This window comes from Streptomyces sp. NPDC004327, assembly GCF_042873935.1.
Taxonomy (GTDB): domain Bacteria; phylum Actinomycetota; class Actinomycetes; order Streptomycetales; family Streptomycetaceae; genus Streptomyces.
On sequence record NZ_JBIAME010000011.1, the window covers coordinates 204927 to 220365 of the forward strand.

General features: G+C 73.5%; 11 protein-coding genes. 2 read left to right on the plus strand and 9 right to left on the minus strand.

Features of this window, described 5'->3' with window-relative positions; genetic code table 11:
• The first annotated feature begins 41 nt into the window (after nt 1-41).
• Nucleotides 42-1151, plus strand: a complete 1110-nt coding sequence (gene dnaN / locus ACFYU9_RS32695; protein ID WP_389208868.1) for a DNA polymerase III subunit beta — start codon at nt 42-44, stop codon at nt 1149-1151.
• Between the two features lie 18 nt (nt 1152-1169).
• On the opposite strand, the gene ACFYU9_RS32700 is transcribed toward dnaN, so the two are convergent.
• The 8 genes from ACFYU9_RS32700 to ureA all read right to left on the minus strand — a co-directional run bounded on the left by ACFYU9_RS32700 (nt 1170) and on the right by ureA (nt 12461).
• On the minus strand, nt 1170-2534 hold the full coding sequence (locus ACFYU9_RS32700) for a hypothetical protein (protein ID WP_389347215.1): 1365 nt from the start codon (nt 2532-2534) through the stop codon (nt 1170-1172).
• Nucleotides 2535-2592: 58 nt separating this feature from the next.
• Nucleotides 2593-4920, minus strand: coding sequence for a glycoside hydrolase family 3 protein (locus tag ACFYU9_RS32705; protein WP_389347217.1), 2328 nt, complete (start codon nt 4918-4920; stop codon nt 2593-2595).
• A gap of 50 nt (nt 4921-4970) precedes the next feature.
• A complete protein-coding gene (gene cimA / locus ACFYU9_RS32710) occupies nt 4971-6587 on the minus strand; it encodes a citramalate synthase (protein WP_389347219.1) in 1617 nt (538 codons plus the stop codon).
• Between the two features lie 285 nt (nt 6588-6872).
• Entirely contained in the window at nt 6873-8219 is a 1347-nt protein-coding gene (locus tag ACFYU9_RS32715; RefSeq protein ID WP_389347221.1) for an MFS transporter, read from the minus strand.
• An 81-nt stretch (nt 8220-8300) separates the two neighbouring features.
• Nucleotides 8301-8840 carry a TetR/AcrR family transcriptional regulator gene (locus ACFYU9_RS32720; RefSeq protein ID WP_389209226.1) on the minus strand — a complete coding sequence of 180 codons (540 nt, stop codon included), beginning with the start codon at nt 8838-8840 and terminating at the stop codon, nt 8301-8303.
• Nucleotides 8841-9016: 176 nt separating this feature from the next.
• Nucleotides 9017-10036 carry an agmatine/peptidylarginine deiminase gene (locus ACFYU9_RS32725; RefSeq protein WP_389208859.1) on the minus strand — a complete coding sequence of 340 codons (1020 nt, stop codon included), beginning with the start codon at nt 10034-10036 and terminating at the stop codon, nt 9017-9019.
• Between the two features lie 20 nt (nt 10037-10056).
• On the minus strand, nt 10057-11739 hold the full coding sequence (locus tag ACFYU9_RS32730) for an urease subunit alpha (RefSeq protein WP_389347223.1): 1683 nt from the start codon (nt 11737-11739) through the stop codon (nt 10057-10059).
• On the minus strand, nt 11739-12461 hold the full coding sequence (gene ureA, locus ACFYU9_RS32735) for an urease subunit gamma (RefSeq protein WP_389347225.1): 723 nt from the start codon (nt 12459-12461) through the stop codon (nt 11739-11741). Before ureA ends, ACFYU9_RS32730 begins: the two co-directional genes overlap by 1 nt.
• A 162-nt stretch (nt 12462-12623) precedes the next feature.
• Between ureA and ACFYU9_RS32740 the strand changes: the two genes are divergently transcribed.
• Complete coding sequence (locus ACFYU9_RS32740) at nt 12624-14069, plus strand: cytosine permease (protein WP_389208853.1); 1446 nt, start codon at nt 12624-12626, stop codon at nt 14067-14069.
• A gap of 9 nt (nt 14070-14078) precedes the next feature.
• Here ACFYU9_RS32740 and ACFYU9_RS32745 read toward each other — a convergent pair whose 3' ends face one another.
• Entirely contained in the window at nt 14079-15176 is a 1098-nt protein-coding gene (locus tag ACFYU9_RS32745) for a branched-chain amino acid aminotransferase (protein WP_389347227.1), read from the minus strand.
• Nucleotides 15177-15439 lie beyond the last annotated feature (263 nt).

Genomic DNA, 15439 nt, shown 5'->3' on the forward strand with positions numbered 1-15439 from the left:
GGGACGGCCCGTTGTCAGTGGCGGCCGCTAGCGTCGGCGGCATGGAAATCCGTATCGACAGCGCCGTGTTGACCGAGGCCGTGGCCTGGGCCGCCCGGGTGCTGCCCGCCCGCTCCCCCGTGCCCGTGCTCGGCGGTCTGCTCCTTGAGGCGGCGGACGGCCGGCTGCGCGTCTGTGGTCTGGACTACGAGGCGTCCGCCCGGATCGAGGTCGCCGCTGACGTCCTGGGCGAGGGCCGGGCACTGGTGCTCGGGCGGCGGCTGCTCGACATCTGCAAGGTGCTGCCGCACGGCCCGGTCGACTGCGCGGCCGACGGCGCCCGGCTCGCCGTCACCGGCGGCGACGCCCGCTTCGGACTCTCGCTGCTGCCGCTGGAGGACTATCCGGCCCAGCCGGGACTGCCCGCCCGCTGCGGCACGGTGGACGCGGACGCGTTCGCGGCGGCCGTGGGGCACGTGGCGGTGGCGGCCGGGCGGGACGACTCGCTGCCGGTGCTCACGGGCATACGGCTCGGCCTGGACGGCCCGACGATGACGCTGGCCGCGACCGACCGCTACCGCTATGCGGTGCGCACCCTGGAGTGGCGGCCGCAGGCCCCGGCCGGCGCCCCGGTCGACGTCGTGCTGCCCGCCCGGCGCCTGGCCGAGACCGCCCGTTCGCTCGCCGGCACGGGACCGGTCTCACTGTTCCTGGACGGCGGCACCGCCGGCTTCGAGAGCGGCGGCATGCGCACCACCACCCGGCTCATCGACGGCCGTCTCCCCCGCCACGACAAGCTCTTCGCGCTCGGCGAGCACGCCGTGGCGGTCACCGAGCGGGCCCCGCTGGTCGAGGCCGTGAAGCGGGTGGCGGTCGTGGCGGAGGGCGACAGCCCCGTACAGCTCTCGTTCGACGGCACGACGGTCCATCTCCAGGCCGGGTACGAGGACGACGTGGCCTCGCAGCGGCTGCCGGCCGCGCTCACCGGCGCGGAGGCGGTGACGGTCGCCTTCAACCCGGGCTATCTCCTCGACGCGCTCGGCTCCTTCGACGCGCCCGAACTCGGCCTGCACCTGCTCGGCCCGGGGCAGCGCGCGCTGATCACCGCGGGCGGAGAGGGCGGGACCGGCACCCACCGCCATCTGCTGATGTCGGTGAAGCCCCTGGTGTAGCCGGTTCCCGGAGCGGCCCTAGAAGCCGCCGCCTCCGCCGTCGAAGCCACCGCCCCCGCCGTCGAAGCCGCCGCCACCGCCGAAGTCACCGCCGCCGAAGTCGTTCGACCCGAAGTCGTCGGGGTTGAAGTCGGCGCCGGAGAAGTCGCCGCCCTGGAAGTGCTGGAAGTCCCCGCCGCCGTACTCGGCGGCGTAGGCCGGGGTGGCGAGCATCGAGCCGAGCGCGGTGCCGACCAGGAGGCCGGGCAGCATGCCGCCGCCGAAGTAGCCGCCCGCCCAGGGGCCGTACGCCGGTCCCGCCTCCCAGTAGGGGCGGCGGCCGCCGTCGGTCTCGACCGTGCGGGCCCGCGGGTCGAGCCCGTCGTCGAGGCGGGCGGCGTCGGCGGCGCACACCGGGACCTCGCGGGCCGTGCCGGCCGCCGGGGTCCACTCGCGGTCGGCGACGGACGGGCCGTGGCGCGGGTCGAAGAAGCAGGGCGGGCGCCGCTCGGGCAGCGGCCGGCCCTCCCGGCGGGCGGCGAGCACGGCGAGCGAGAAGCGGCCGTCCTCCAGGGACTGGGTGACCCCGCGCACCTCGTGCGGCCGGCTCACGGCGCCCATCCGGGACTTCGCCTGGTCGTAGGAGTCGAGGGCGCGCTCGTAGTCGCCGCGCATGGCGTCCGTGGCGCCCGCCTCGGCCGGGTGGAAGTCGAGCCGCTCCAGCTCCTCGCCGAAGGCGGTGATGTCCTCGTCGACGACGACCCGCAGCCGGTCCAGGGCCGCGCGCTCCTCGGCCTCCCTGCGGAGCCGCTTGCGCCGCGACACCGCGTACAGGCCGGCGCCGCCGGCGACCACGATCGCGCCCACGGTCACCAGGCCGGCCACCGGTACGCCGGAGCTCTTGCCGCCGGCGCCCCAGGAGGCGGGCGCGGAGCCGCGCATGCTCGGCAGGGCCTGGTCGACGAAGTTGTTCAGCTCGGTCTTCGCGTCGACGCCGGGCTGCCGTACGGAGGTGACGAGGTTGCTCACGGCGTCCCGTGAGATCACCGAGCGGTCGGCGGCGGCGTTGAAGCCGTTGCCGAGGCGCACGGCGTAGAGGCCGGTGATCCCGGTCTGGGTGCGCAGGTTGCGCAGCAGGTTCTGGGGCGGGAACTGGGCGTTGGCCGGCAGCACCGCCACGAACAGCGGCTTGTCCGCGTCCTTGATCTTCTTCGCCAGGGCGTCGGCGTCGCCCTTCGACAGCTGCCCGGCGGCCCCGGGGTCCACGTACACCGGGCCCTGCTTCAGGGCGGCGGCCGCGTCGGAGATCCCCGTGGCCCTGGCGCCCGCGAGGGGTGCCAGGGCCAGGAGCGCGAGCAGCAGCAGTCCGGCGATGGCCGAAAGGAGCGGGATCCTCGTCCTCATACCACCGTGATTACCCCCAAAGGGGAGCATTCAGACCTCGCCTCGCACAGTCGTGCGATCAGCGCCGGGCGGCCGGTGCGCCGGCCCGGGTCGTCAGGCCCCAGCCGAACGGAAACTGCGGGCTCCCCGCGCCGCCGGCCGCCTTCACCGGCAGCTGCGCGGCCGACTTCGGCCAGGTCAGCGGCAGCCGGCCGGTGAAGCCCCGGCGCCCGTAGAGCACGTCGGCGACCCCGTCGCCCTCGCTGCCGGGCAGCCAGGAGGCGACCAGCGCGTCGATCTCGCCGAGCCGGTCGCCGAGGAGCTGCGGGCGCCCGGAGACGACGAGGACCACGCACCGCATCCGGGTGCAGACCCGGTCGACGGCCTTCTTGTCCGCCGCGGACAGCTCCAGGTCGTGGCCGCCGACGCCGACGTCGCCCACGCCTTCCGCGTACGGGTCCTCGCCGACGACGACCACGCCCACGTCGTGCCCGGCCGTGGGCGCCGAGGCGTCCTCGGAGTAGGTGACGCGGGCCTTCGGATCCGCGGCGCGCAGCGCCTGCAGGATCGTGCGGCCGCCGGTCGCTCGGCCGGCGGCGCCCTGCCAGCCGATGGTCCAGCCGCCCGACTGCGCGCTCAGGTCGTCGGCGTTCGAGCCGGCGACGTACAGCCGCCCGCCCTTGCGCAGCGGCAGCACCTTCGCGGCGTTCTTCAGCAGCACCTGCGACTTCGCCACGGCCTCGCGGGCCGCCGCCCGGTGCGGGGCGGAGCCGATCCCGGCGAGGTGGGCGGTGTCGGCGTACGGCCTCTCGAAGAGGCCGAGGAGGAACTTCTTCTCCAGGACGCGGCTGACGGCGTCGTCGATCCGGGCGAGCGGGATCCGACCCGCCGCGACCTCGCCGGCGACGATCCGGCCGAAGTCCTTGTAGGTCAGCGGGGCATTGGTGATGTCGATCCCGGCGTTGACCGCGTCGCGCACGTTCTCGACCGCCCCGCCCGGCATCTGGTCGACGGCCTCCCAGTCGCTGCCGACGATGCCCTTGAAGCCGAGCTCGCCCTTCAGGACACCGGTGATCATCTTCCGGTGGGCGTGCATCTTCACCGGTCCGCCCGGCTCGCCGGTGATCTCGAGCGAGGAGAACGACGCCATCACCGAGCCCGCCCCGAGGGCGATCGCCCGCCGGAACGGGGCGAGGTGCACCGTGTCGAGGCCGCTCCGGTCGATCCGGGTGACGCCCTGGTCGATGACGTAGGGCGCCCGGCCGGAGCCGTAGGCGGTGCCGCCGTCGCCGACGAAGTGCTTGGCGGTGGCCAGCACCTTGTCGTTGCGGGCGAGGTCGCTCCCGTCGGCGGCGCCCTGGAGGCCCCGGACGGCGACCGCCATCGAGGAGACGAGGTCCGGGTCCTCGCCGAAGGACTCGTAGGTCCGCCCCCAGCGCACGTCGCGCACGACGCAGACGCAGGGCGAGAAGTCCCAGGCGATCCCGGTCGCCCGCGTCTCCTCGGCGGTGATCGCGGCGAGCCGCTCGACGAGCGCGGGGTCGCGGGTGGCGCCGAGTCCGATGTTGTGCGGCATGACCGTGGCGCCCGGCACCAGGGCGTGGCCGTGCACGGCGTCGGCGGCGAGCAGCAGCGGGATCTGGAGGCGGGTGGCCCGGGCGCGCCCCTGGTAGGTGTCGAGGGTCTGCCGCCACTGTTCGGCGGTGCGGGCGGGCGCGGAGTCGGGCGCGGCGTCGTGGACGACCGAGCCGAGGGCGTAGGTGGTGATGTCCTTCTCGGCGGCGAGGTCGTCGCGTCCGGCCTGGGTCATCTGGCCGGCCTTCTCCGCGAGGGTCATCCGCCCGAGCAGGTCGGCGACCCGGTCTCGTACGGGCCGGGTGGCGTCCAGGTACGGCAGGCCGTTGGCGTCGACCACGACCAGCGGGGCCTGTTCGGGCGCGGCGGCGCCGGTGACGTCGAGGGTGACGGGCACGGCCTCGGCGGTCTCGGGCGTCGCGTCGCGCAGCGTGGGCACCTCGACGGTGCGGGCGGCGCCGGGCAGGGTGCCGGCCGGGAAGGTGACGGTGCCGGAGGAGGCCCGGTAGTCGCGGGCGGGTTCGGCGGGCCGGGCCGCGGGCGCCGGCGGCAGACCCGCCCGTCCGGCGGCCGTGGCCCAGCGGACGGTCACGGGGCGCAGCAGCGGGCGGGTGGCGTCGAGGCCGAGCCGGATCCGGGCCGTGCCGCCCTCGGCCACCGTCGTGACCGGTGGGGCGACGAGCCGCACCGGATCGGGGCCGCGCCCGGCCCGGGGCGCGGCCGCCGCCGCGGTGAGTTCTGTGGCGAGCAGGGCGGCCGCGGTGACGGCCGCCGCCATCGCACCCGGCCGCACCGCGCGGAGGGTACGACCACGGAATGTACGACGAGTCATACCGGACATGGTTGGGCGTGAGCCGCCCGGAACTCCGGTACGACGCGCGGTCACTCCGCCGGGTCGATGCCCGCGCGCAGCATCCCGTAGGTGTAGGCGTCCTCCAGGGCCTGCCAGGAGGCGGCGATGACGTTGGTGCCGACGCCGACCGTGGACCACTCGGCGTTGCCGTCGCTCGTGGTGACGAGGACCCGGGTGGTGGACTCGGTGCCGTGCCGGCCTTCGAGGATGCGGACCTTGTAGTCGGTCAGCTCGAACTTGGCGAGCTGCGGGTAGATCCGCTCCAGGGCGACCCGCATGGCCCGGTCGAGGGCGTTGACGGGGCCGTTGCCCTCGGCGGTGGCGACGATCCGCTCGCCCTTGGCCCACAGCTTCACGGTGGCCTCGTTGGCGTGCGTGCCGTCGGGGCGGTCCTCGACGATCGCGCGCCAGGACTCGGTGCGGAAGTAGCGGCGCGGCCGGCCCTCGGCCTCCTCGCGCAGCAGCAGTTCGAAGGAGGCGTCGGCGGCCTCGTACGTGTAGCCCTTGAGTTCGCGCTCCTTGACCCGCTCGACGACCCGGGCGACCAGCGCGCGGTCGCCGCCGAGGTCGACGCCGAGTTCCTTGCCCTTGAGCTCGATGGAGGCGCGGCCGGCCATGTCGGAGACGAGCATCCGCATGGTGTTGCCGACCAGCTCGGGGTCGATGTGCTGGTAGAGGTCCGGGTCCACCTTGATCGCGGAGGCGTGCAGGCCCGCCTTGTGCGCGAACGCGGAGACGCCCACGTACGGCTGGTGGGTGGACGGGGTGAGGTTGACGACCTCGGCGATGGCGTGCGAGATGCGGGTCGTCTCGGCGAGCGCGCCCGCGGGCAGCACCGTCTTGCCGTACTTGAGCTCCAGGGCCGCGACCACGGGGAAGAGGTTGGCGTTGCCGACCCGCTCGCCGTAGCCGTTGGCGGTGCACTGGACGTGGGTGGCGCCGGCGTCGACGGCGGCGAGGGTGTTGGCGACGGCGCAGCCGGTGTCGTCCTGGGCGTGGATGCCGAGGCGGGCGCCGGTGTCGGCGAGGACGGTGGCGACGACGGCCTGGATCTGGGCGGGCAGCATGCCGCCGTTGGTGTCGCACAGGACGACGACGTCGGCGCCGGACTCGTGCGCGGCGCGGACGACGGCCTTGGCGTAGTCCGGGTTGGCCTTGTAGCCGTCGAAGAAGTGCTCGCAGTCGACGAAGACGCGGCGGCCCTGGGCGCACAGGTGGGAGACGGTGTCGCGGACCATCTCCAGGTTCTCGTCGAGGGTGGTGCGCAGGGCCAGTTCGACGTGCCGGTCGTGCGACTTGGCGACGAGGGTGATGACCGGGGCGCCGGAGTCGAGGAGCGCCTTGACCTGCGGGTCGTCGGCGGCCTTCGCGCCGGGCCGGCGGGTCGCGCCGAAGGCGACGAGCTGCGCGCTGCGGAAGCTGATCTCCTCCTTGGCGCGGGCGAAGAACTCGGTGTCGCGCGGGTTGGCGCCGGGCCAGCCGCCCTCGATGAAGCCGACACCGAAGTCGTCGAGGTGCCGCGCGATGGTCAGCTTGTCGGCGACGGTGAGGTTGATGCCTTCACGCTGGGCGCCGTCGCGCAGCGTGGTGTCGAAGACGTGGAAGCTGTCGTCGGGGCGCGGGCTCTCGCCGTTCTCCGTGGTCATGACGTTGATGGCTCCTGTCGGATGTGGCTCCGGAAGGTCTGGATCCACTTGCCCCCATTCTCACGCGCGGTCCGTTTCCGGCGGTGGTGGGGCCGGAAAACGAAAAAACCCCTCGCGGGTGCGAGAGGTCTGCGCGCGGGTCTGGGGCACGGTGTCCGCTGCCGTGGGGGTTGACGTCCCACGGTTCAGCGGTCACTGCGGACCGGCGCGCTGCTGCCGATAATCATCGTGGTAGCAGGCACGTCGGCAGTCTGCCACACCCGCGCGCGGCGGCGGACGGGGATCTCACGATGCGGAATCGGCCACCGTGCTGCGCTCCCGGGACGACGGCGGTACGGAGCCGGGCCCGGCGGCGCCCACCCGGCCGAGGTCGATGTCGCGGGTCTCGCGCATCGTCACGTAGACGATCAGGGAGACGGCCGCGCAGCCGGCGACGTACCAGTAGTAGCCGGACTCGTGCCCGGCGTCCTTGAACCACAGCGCCACGTACTCGGCGGTGCCGCCGAAGAGCGCGTTGGCGAGGGCGTACGGCAGGGCGACGCCGAGGGCGCGGACGCCGGTCGGGAACAGCTCGGCCTTCACGCAGGCGTTGATGGAGGTGTAGCCGGTGACGACGAGCAGCGCGAGCAGGGAGAGGCCGAGGGCCGGCCAGAAGGAGCCCGCGTGCCGCAGCATCGTCATGATCGGCACGGTCAGGAGGGTGGAGCCGACGGCGAAGGTGATGAGCAGCGGGCGGCGGCCGACGCGGTCGGAGAGGCGGCCGGCGAGCGGCTGGAGGCAGGCGAAGACGATGAGCGCGCAGAAGGAGACCAGGGTCGCGGTCTGCTTGGGCAGTCCGGCGGAGTTGGAGAGGTACTTGGTGAGGTAGGTGGTGTACGTGTAGTAGGCCACCGTGCCGCCCATGGTGAGCGCCATGACGAGCAGGGCCTCGCGCTTGTGCGCCCACAGCGCCCTGAGGGTGCCCTTGTCGCGGGGCGCGAGACCGGAGCCGGCCGCGTCCTGCGCGTAGACCTCGGTCTCCAGCATGCTGCGCCGCAGGTAGAAGACGACGGCCGCGCCGAGCGCGCCGACGACGAAGGGGATGCGCCAGCCCCAGCTGTGCAGGGCGTCCGCGGACATGGTCCGCTGGAGGACGATCTGCAGGCCGAGGCCGACGATCTGACCGGCGGTCATCGACACGTACTGGAAGCTGGAGGCGAAGCCGCGGTGTTCGGGGGCGGACGCCTCGGTGAGGTACGTGGCGCTGGCCGCGTACTCGCCGCCGACGGACAGGCCCTGGAGCAGGCGGGCGACCAGCAGCACCGCGGCGCCGCCGTAGCCGGCGACGGCGTACGTGGGCGCGACGGCGATGAGCACCGCCGAGGCGGACATCAGGCTGACGGTCAGGGTGAGGGCGGCCTTGCGGCCCCTGCGGTCACCGACCCGGCCGAGCAGCCAGCCGCCGACCGGGCGCATGAAGAAGCCGACGGCGAAGATGCCGGCGGTGTTCATGAGCTTGGCGGTGTCGTCGCCCTCGGGGAAGAACGCCGCGGCGAAGTAGGTCGCGAAGCTCGCGTAGACGAACCAGTCGAACCACTCGACCATGTTGCCGGCCGACCCGACCCAGATCTTCTTCCAGTGCTCTCGTCCCATGGGCCAGAACCGTGCCGGAGGCGGCCCGCGGTCAACAAGGGCGCACGGGGCAACGATCGGGAGTACTTGCGTGCCTAACGGTCACGGAAGCAGTGTTTCGGCGACGAACTCCCTTACGTGGGCGAGGACTTGCTCACGGCCGGTGCCGGGGATGCCGACGGCGACGTGCACGCTGAAACCGTCGAGCAGCGCCCGCATCCGGTGCGCGAAGCGGTCCGGGTCGACGGGCCGGAACTCGCCGCGCGAGACGCCCTCGGCGAGGATCGCGACCAGGTCCCGGTGCCAGGCCCCCTCGATGGCGGCCTGCCGGGCGCGGGCGTCCGCGTCGGCGTTCTGCGAGCGGTTCCACACCTCCAGCCACAGCGTCCAGTGCGGATCGCGCGGCCCGTCCGGCACGTACACGTCGACGTACCCGTCGAGCCGCTCCCGCGCCGTGCCGGGCCTGGCGAGCAGCGCGCCGCGCTCGGCGCCGAGCCGCCCCTCGCTCCACTCCAGCGTCTGCAGCAGCAGCTCGTCCTTGGTGCGGAAGTAGTAGAGCAGGTGCCCGCTGCTCATCCCCACCTGCCGGCCGAGCCCGGCCATGGTCAGCCCGTCGAGCCCGCGCTCGGCGATCGTGTCCATGGCCGCGGCCAGCACGTCCTCCCGCGGCGGCGCGGCCTGGTTGCGCCGGCGCGGATGCGGGGCGGGATCGGGCCGGGGCGCGGGCTCGGGGTGGTGCGGATCGCTGCTCTGACTCACCCGTATGTTCTACCTCACCCCTCTGCCCGCGTTCCGCCGCCGCCGTTTCGCCGCCGCGCTCAGACCGCGGGCTGCTGCTGGGTGATGCAGTGGATGCCGCCGCCGCCCGCGAAGATCGGGCGCGCGTCGACGAGCACGACCTCGCGCTCGGGGAAGAGGCGGCGGAAGATCTCGGCGGCCAGCTCGTCGTGCGGGTCGTCGAAGGCGCACAGGACCACGCCGCCGTTGCACAGGTAGTGGTTGATGTAGGAGTAGTCGACCCAGTCGCCCTCCTCGTCCTTGAGGACGGTGGGGGCCGGGACCTCGATGACCTCCAGGGGGCGGCCCTGGGCGTCGGTCTGGCCGCGCAGCAGGCTGACGTAGAGGCGGGAGCGCTCGTAGTCGGGGTGCTGGGGGTTCTGCTGGCTGTGGACCAGGACGGTGCCGGGGCGGGCGAAGGCGGCGACGATGTCGACGTGGCCCTGGGTGCCGTAGAGGCCGTAGTCGCCGGCCAGTCCGTGCGGGAGCCAGATCGCCTTGGTGGTGCCGAGCTTCGCGTGGATCTCGGCCTCGACCTCCTGGCGGTTCCACTCGGGGTTGCGGCCCGCGCCCAGCTGGACGGTGTCGGTGAGCAGTACGGTGCCCTCGCCGTCGACGTGGATGGCGCCGCCCTCGTTGACGAGGGGGCTGCTCAGGACCGGCACGCCCGCCGCGTCCGCGACATGGCGGGCGATCTTGGAGTCGTGCTCCCAGCGGGCCCAGTCCTGCGCGCCCCAGCCGTTGAACACCCAGTCCACGGCGGCCAGCCGGCCCTGCTCGTCCTTGACGAAGGTGGGGCCGATGTCCCGCATCCAGGCGTCGTCGAGATCGCGCTCAAGGAGCTCGGCGTCGTCGCCGAGCAGCGCGCGGGCACAGTCGCCGTCGCCGGGCGCGACGACCACGGTCACCGGCTCGAAGCGGCGCACGGCTCGGGCCACGGTCGCCCAGGCGGCGCGGGCCTCGGCCAGCTCCTGGTCGTTGGTGAAGGTCGGGTTGGGGCTGGGCCAGGCCATCCAGGTGCGCTCGTGCGGCGTCCACTCGGCGGGCATGCGGTAGTTCATGGGAGCGGGTCCTAAGCGGTTCAGAGGAAGTAGAGGCGGTTGAGCGAGACGGACTCGGCCGCCTCCGAGCGGATCGGCGCGCCGTCCAGGGAGACGAGGCCGGTGCGGCCGTCGACCTGGACGTCGCCGGTGCGCGAGTTGAGCCGCAGGTCGGCGGGGCCGATGCCGCGGGTGCCGCGCACGGCGACGCGGCGCCGGCGGGTGGGCAGCTTGTCGGCGCCGAGGTCGACGGCGGCCTGGGCGACGAACGCGACGGAGAGCTCGGCGGGCGCGGCGCCGTGGGCGCCGAACAGCGGGCCGAGGACGAGGGGTTGGCAGGTGTCGGTGGCGGCGTTCGGATCGCCGGTGACCCCCCACGCGGGGAAGCCGTTCTTGATGACCATCTGGGGCTTGGCGCCGAAGAACTCCGGCCGCCACAGCACGATGTCGGCCATCTTGCCGACCTCGACGGAGCCGATCTCGTGGGCGAGGCCGTGGGCGATCGCCGGGTTGATGGTGAGCTTGGCGATGTAGCGCAGCACGCGCGCGTTGTCGTCGTGCGGGCCGTCGCCTTCGAGGGGCCCGAGCTCGGCCTTCATCTTCCCGGCCATCGCGAAGGTCCGGCGCACGGTCTCGCCGGCCCGGCCCATGCCCTGGGCGTCGGAGGAGGTGATGCCGATCGCGCCGAGGTCGTGCAGGACGTCCTCCGCGCCCATCGTCCCGGCCCGGATCCGGTCGCGCGCCATGGCCGCGTCACCGGGCAGGTCCGTCTTCAGGTCGTGGACGGAGACGATCATGCCGTAGTGCTCGGCGACCGCGTCGCGGCCGAAGGGCAGGGTGGGGTTGGTGGAGGAGCCGATGACGTTCGGCACGCCCGCCATCTTCAGCACGTTCGGCACGTGTCCGCCGCCGCAGCCCTCGATGTGGAAGGCATGGATCGTCCGGCCCTCCAGGACCGCCAGAGTGTCCTCCACGGACAGGCACTCGTTGAGGCCGTCGCTGTGCAGGGCGACCTGGACGTCGTGCTCCTCGGCGACGCGCAGCGCGGTGTCCAGCGCCCGGGTGTGGGCGCCCATGTCCTCGTGCACCTTGAAGCCGGACGCGCCGCCCTCCGCGAGCGCCTCGACCAGCGGCGCCGGGTCCGAGGAGGAGCCGCGGCCCAGGAAGCCGATGTTGACCGGCCAGGCGTCGAAGGCGCTGAAGGCGTGGCGCAGGGCCCACGGCGAATTGACGCCGACGCCCCAGACGGGGCCGAACTCCTGGCCGATGATCGTGGTGACGCCACTCGCGAGCGACGCCTCCATGATCCGCGGCGAGAGCAGGTGGACGTGGGTGTCGACGGCGCCGGCGGTGGCGATCAGGCCCTCGCCGGAGACGATCGAGGTGCCGGTGCCGACGACGACGTCGACGCCGTCGAGGGTGTCGGGGTTGCCGGCCCGCCCGATGGCGTGGATGCGGCCCTCGCGGATGCCGATGGACACCTTGCGGATGCCCTGCACGGCGTCGATGAGCAGCACGTTGCTGATCACGACGTCGCAGGTCTCGCGGACGGCCGCGGCCTTCAGGTGCAGGCCGTCCCGGGCGGTCTTGCCGAAGCCGGCGAGGAACTCGTCGCCGGGCTTCTGGGAGTCGGACTCGACGCGTACGACGAGGCCGGAGTCGCCGAGGACGACGCGGTCACCGGCGCGCGGGCCGTGCACGGAGGCGTACTCGTAGGGGTCCATCACTCACCCTCCTTCGGGGCGTCGGCGCCGAGGTATCCGCAGGCGGCGGCCCTGCGCAGGGCCTCCTCCTTCGCCCCGGGGGCGTCCAGCGGGCCGTCGACGAGGCCGGCGAAGCCGATGGCGACGCGGGCGCCGCCGATCGGCAGGAGGCCGACCTCGGCCTCGCCGCCCGGGTCGAAGCGGAAGGAGGCGCCGGCCGGGACGGCGAGCCGCATCCCGTAGGCGGCGGCGCGGTCGAAGTCGAGGCGCGGGTTGGCCTCGAAGAAGTGGAAGTGCGAGGTGACGCTGACCGGCACCGCGGCCGTGTTGCGCACGGTGAGCCGGAGGGCCGGCCCGGCCTCCTCGTACCCGGGTCCCGGGAGCAGTGCGCCGGGCGCGGCGGCGCCGGGCGAGCCCCCCGCCGTCTCGCGGGCCGATCCCCAGCCGATGGGGTCGGAGACCACGGCGAGCCGGGAGCCGTCGTCGAAGACGGCCTCGACGTGGACCTCGGTGACCACGTCGGCGACGCCGGGCAGCACGTCCTCGGGGCCGAGGACGGAGCGGGCCGCCTCGATGGCCTCGGCGAGCCGCCTGCCGTCGCGGGCGGCCTCGCAGACGGTGTCCGCGATGAGCGCCGTGGCCTCGGGCACATTGAGCCGGAGACCGCGGGCCCGGCGGGCGCGGGCGAGCTCGGCGGCGCCGAAGAGCAGCAGCCGGTCGCGTTCCGTGGGGGTCAGTCGCACGTCCGTACACCTCCTGTTTGAGTGACACTCTAAATGTTCGCGAGCCATCTTCCAAGCATTGACGTGACCGTCCGCGATGAGTCACATTGGCTGACATTGAGCGTCGCTCTAAACCCCCCACGCCCCCGCCCGCCCCCACCCCCGGCCCCCAGGGAGCCCCCCATGGCGATAGAACAGCGCGGAGTCGACACCATCCCCGAGGCGGAACGCACCAGCGGACCCCGTGACCTCGTCTCGATCCTGCTCGGCTCCAACCTCTGCCTCGGCGTGATCGTGTTCGGCTGGCTGCCGGTCTCCTTCGGACTCGGCTGGTGGGCCTCGGTCACCTCGGTCGTCACCGGCACCCTCGTCGGCGTGGCCGTCACCGCCCCGCTCGCGCTGGTCTCGCTGCGCACCGCCACCAACCTCTCCACCTCCTCCGGTGCCTTCTTCGGCGTCCGCGGCCGGCTCGTCGGCTCGGTGGTCGGCCTGCTGCTCTCGCTCGGCTACACCGCGCTGACCCTGTGGATCGGCGGCGACGTGATGGTCGGCACCCTGGAACGCCTGGTCGGCCTGCCGACCGGCGGCGCCGCGCACGCCCTCGTGTACGCGCTGCTCGCCGGCCTCACCGTCGTCGGCGCCGTCTACGGCTACCGGCTGCTGCTCCGGCTCAGCCAGGCCCTCGCGATCGGCATGACCGTGCTGCTCGCCGTCGGACTCGTCGCGTACGCCGGGGACTTCACCACCGCGGCCGTGCCGCACACCCCGTACCTGCTCGGCTCCTTCCGGCCGACCTGGCTGCTCGCCGCGGTCGCCGCCGGGCTCAGCGGCCCGGTCGCCTTCATCACGCTGCTCGGCGACTACACCCGCTACATCTCGCCCGCGAAGCACAGCCCGCGAAAGGTCTGGCGCGCCACCTGTCTGGGCCTGGTCGTCGGCCTGCTCGTACCGCAGCTCTTCGGCACGTTCACGGCGCTCGCGGCCCGCGCCGGCACCGAGTACGCCGGACCGCTCGTCGCGGCCTCGCCCGTCTGGTACCTGGTCCCGCTGCTGCTCGCCGCGACCGCCGGCTCGGTCGGCAACGCCGGCCTGATGCTCTACTCCATGGGCCTGGACCTCGACGCGATCCTGCCGAAGGCCACCCGCGCCCGCGCCACCCTGGTCGTCGCCGCCGTCGCCACCGCCTTCGTCTTCCTCGGCCACTTCGCCTCGGACGCGCAGACCGCGATGACGTCCTTCGTGCTGCTGCTCACCGCCATCGGCACGCCGTGGGCGGTCATCACCCTGATCGGGCACCGGCGCTGCCGCGGCACGTACGACGCCGAGGCGCTCCAGGTCTACAACCGGCGCTCGCGCGGCGGCGTCTACTGGTACCGGGCGGGCTGGCACCCGCGCGCCACGGTCGCCTGGGCGCTCGGCGCGGCGGTCGGCCTGGCCGCGGTGTCGACGCCGCTCTACGAGGGCCCGCTGCTCTCGTTGACCGGCGGGGTCGACTGCAGCTTCGTGTTCTCGGGGATCGTGGGCGGAGTGCTGTACGTGGTGCTGACGCCGGGCCGGCGCGCCCAGCGGGGCACGGAGCACACGGAAGCGCCCGGGACGGAGACCGTCCCGGGCGCCCTGGTGGACTGACCTACCCGGTCACTTGCCCAGCTCGTGCATCCAGCCGTGGACGTCCTCGGACTTCCCGGTCTGGATGGCGAGCAGCGCGTCGCGCAGCTTCATCGTGACCTCGCCGGGCTCGCCGCCCGACTGCTGCCAGTCGCCACGGGCGGACTTGACCGTGCCGACCGGGGTGATGACGGCGGCGGTGCCGCAGGCGAAGACCTCGGTGAGGGTGCCGTTCGCGGTGTCCTGCTGCCACTGGTCGATGGAGACGCGGGCCTCCACGGACTCGTAGCCGAGGTCGCTCGCGACCTGGAGGAGCGAGTCGCGGGTGATGCCCTCCAGGATGGAGCCGGAGAGGGACGGGGTGACGATCTTGTTCTCGGCCCCGTACACGAAGTACAGGTTCATGCCGCCGAGCTCCTCGACCCACTTGTGCTCGACCGCGTCGAGGTAGCAGACCTGGTCGCAGCCCTTGGCCGCCGCCTCGGCCTGCGCGAGCAGGGAGGCCGCGTAGTTGCCGCCGGTCTTGGCGTCGCCCATGCCGCCGGGGACGGCGCGGACGCGGTCCTCGGAGGCCCAGATGGAGACGGGCTTGACGCCACCGGGGAAGTACGGGCCGGCCGGGGAGGCGATGACCACGAACAGGTACTCGTTGGCCGGGCGGACGCCCAGGCCCACCTCGGTCGCGATCATGAACGGGCGCAGGTAGAGGGACGCCTCGCCGCCGTGCGCCGGGACCCACGCCTTGTCCTGCTGGACCAGCACGTCGCACGCCTCGACGAAGGTCTCGACCGGCAGCTCCGGCATGGCGAGCCGGCGCGCGGACGCCTGGAAGCGCCGGGCATTGGCGTCGGGGCGGAAGGACGCGACGGAACCGTCGGGGCGGCGGTAGGCCTTCAGGCCCTCGAAGATCTCCTGCGCGTAGTGCAGGACGTTGGTCGCGGGGTCGAGGGAGAGCGGGCCGTACGGCACGAGCTGGCCGTCGTGCCAGCCGCGGCCCTCGGTCCAGCGGATGGTGACCATGTGGTCGGTGAAGTGGCGGCCGAATCCCGGGTTGGCCAGGATCGCCTCGCGCTCCGCGTCGGACAGCGGGCTGGAGGAGGGCTTGAGCTCGATGGTGGGCGTCGTCATGGGTGCTTGTCCTTCACCGGTTGTGTGTGTCGGACCGCGCTCACGCCGCTCCGCAGTCACGCAAACAACTGCTGGGACGTCCGAGCTTTCCCGCATGCCGCGGCCCCACGTCCGATTATCGCGCGTGGGGCCACGGCACGAAACGGGTGGGTACGCGTAGACGCGTGGAGACGCGTGCGCGGTCCAAGGGTTCGATGGTGGCACCCGGCGACCGCACAGGTACAGCCGCCGGGTCCTGGTTTGCGACCCGGCGGCTGGGTGGA

Bases quoted from the DNA above. Each gene is read 5' to 3' on its own strand.
- dnaN (WP_389208868.1), top strand. From the start codon at position 42: ATGGAAATCCGTATCGACAGCGCCGTGTTGACCGAGGCCGTGGCCTGG.
- ACFYU9_RS32740 (WP_389208853.1), top strand. From the start codon at position 12,624: ATGGCGATAGAACAGCGCGGAGTCGACACCATCCCCGAGGCGGAACGC.
- ACFYU9_RS32745 (WP_389347227.1), bottom strand. From the start codon at position 15,176: ATGACGACGCCCACCATCGAGCTCAAGCCCTCCTCCAGCCCGCTGTCC.
- ACFYU9_RS32725 (WP_389208859.1), bottom strand. From the start codon at position 10,036: ATGAACTACCGCATGCCCGCCGAGTGGACGCCGCACGAGCGCACCTGG.
- cimA (WP_389347219.1), bottom strand. From the start codon at position 6,587: ATGACCACGGAGAACGGCGAGAGCCCGCGCCCCGACGACAGCTTCCAC.
- ACFYU9_RS32700 (WP_389347215.1), bottom strand. From the start codon at position 2,534: ATGAGGACGAGGATCCCGCTCCTTTCGGCCATCGCCGGACTGCTGCTG.
- ACFYU9_RS32715 (WP_389347221.1), bottom strand. From the start codon at position 8,219: ATGGGACGAGAGCACTGGAAGAAGATCTGGGTCGGGTCGGCCGGCAAC.
- ACFYU9_RS32720 (WP_389209226.1), bottom strand. From the start codon at position 8,840: ATGGACACGATCGCCGAGCGCGGGCTCGACGGGCTGACCATGGCCGGG.
- ACFYU9_RS32705 (WP_389347217.1), bottom strand. From the start codon at position 4,920: ATGACTCGTCGTACATTCCGTGGTCGTACCCTCCGCGCGGTGCGGCCG.
- ACFYU9_RS32730 (WP_389347223.1), bottom strand. From the start codon at position 11,739: ATGGACCCCTACGAGTACGCCTCCGTGCACGGCCCGCGCGCCGGTGAC.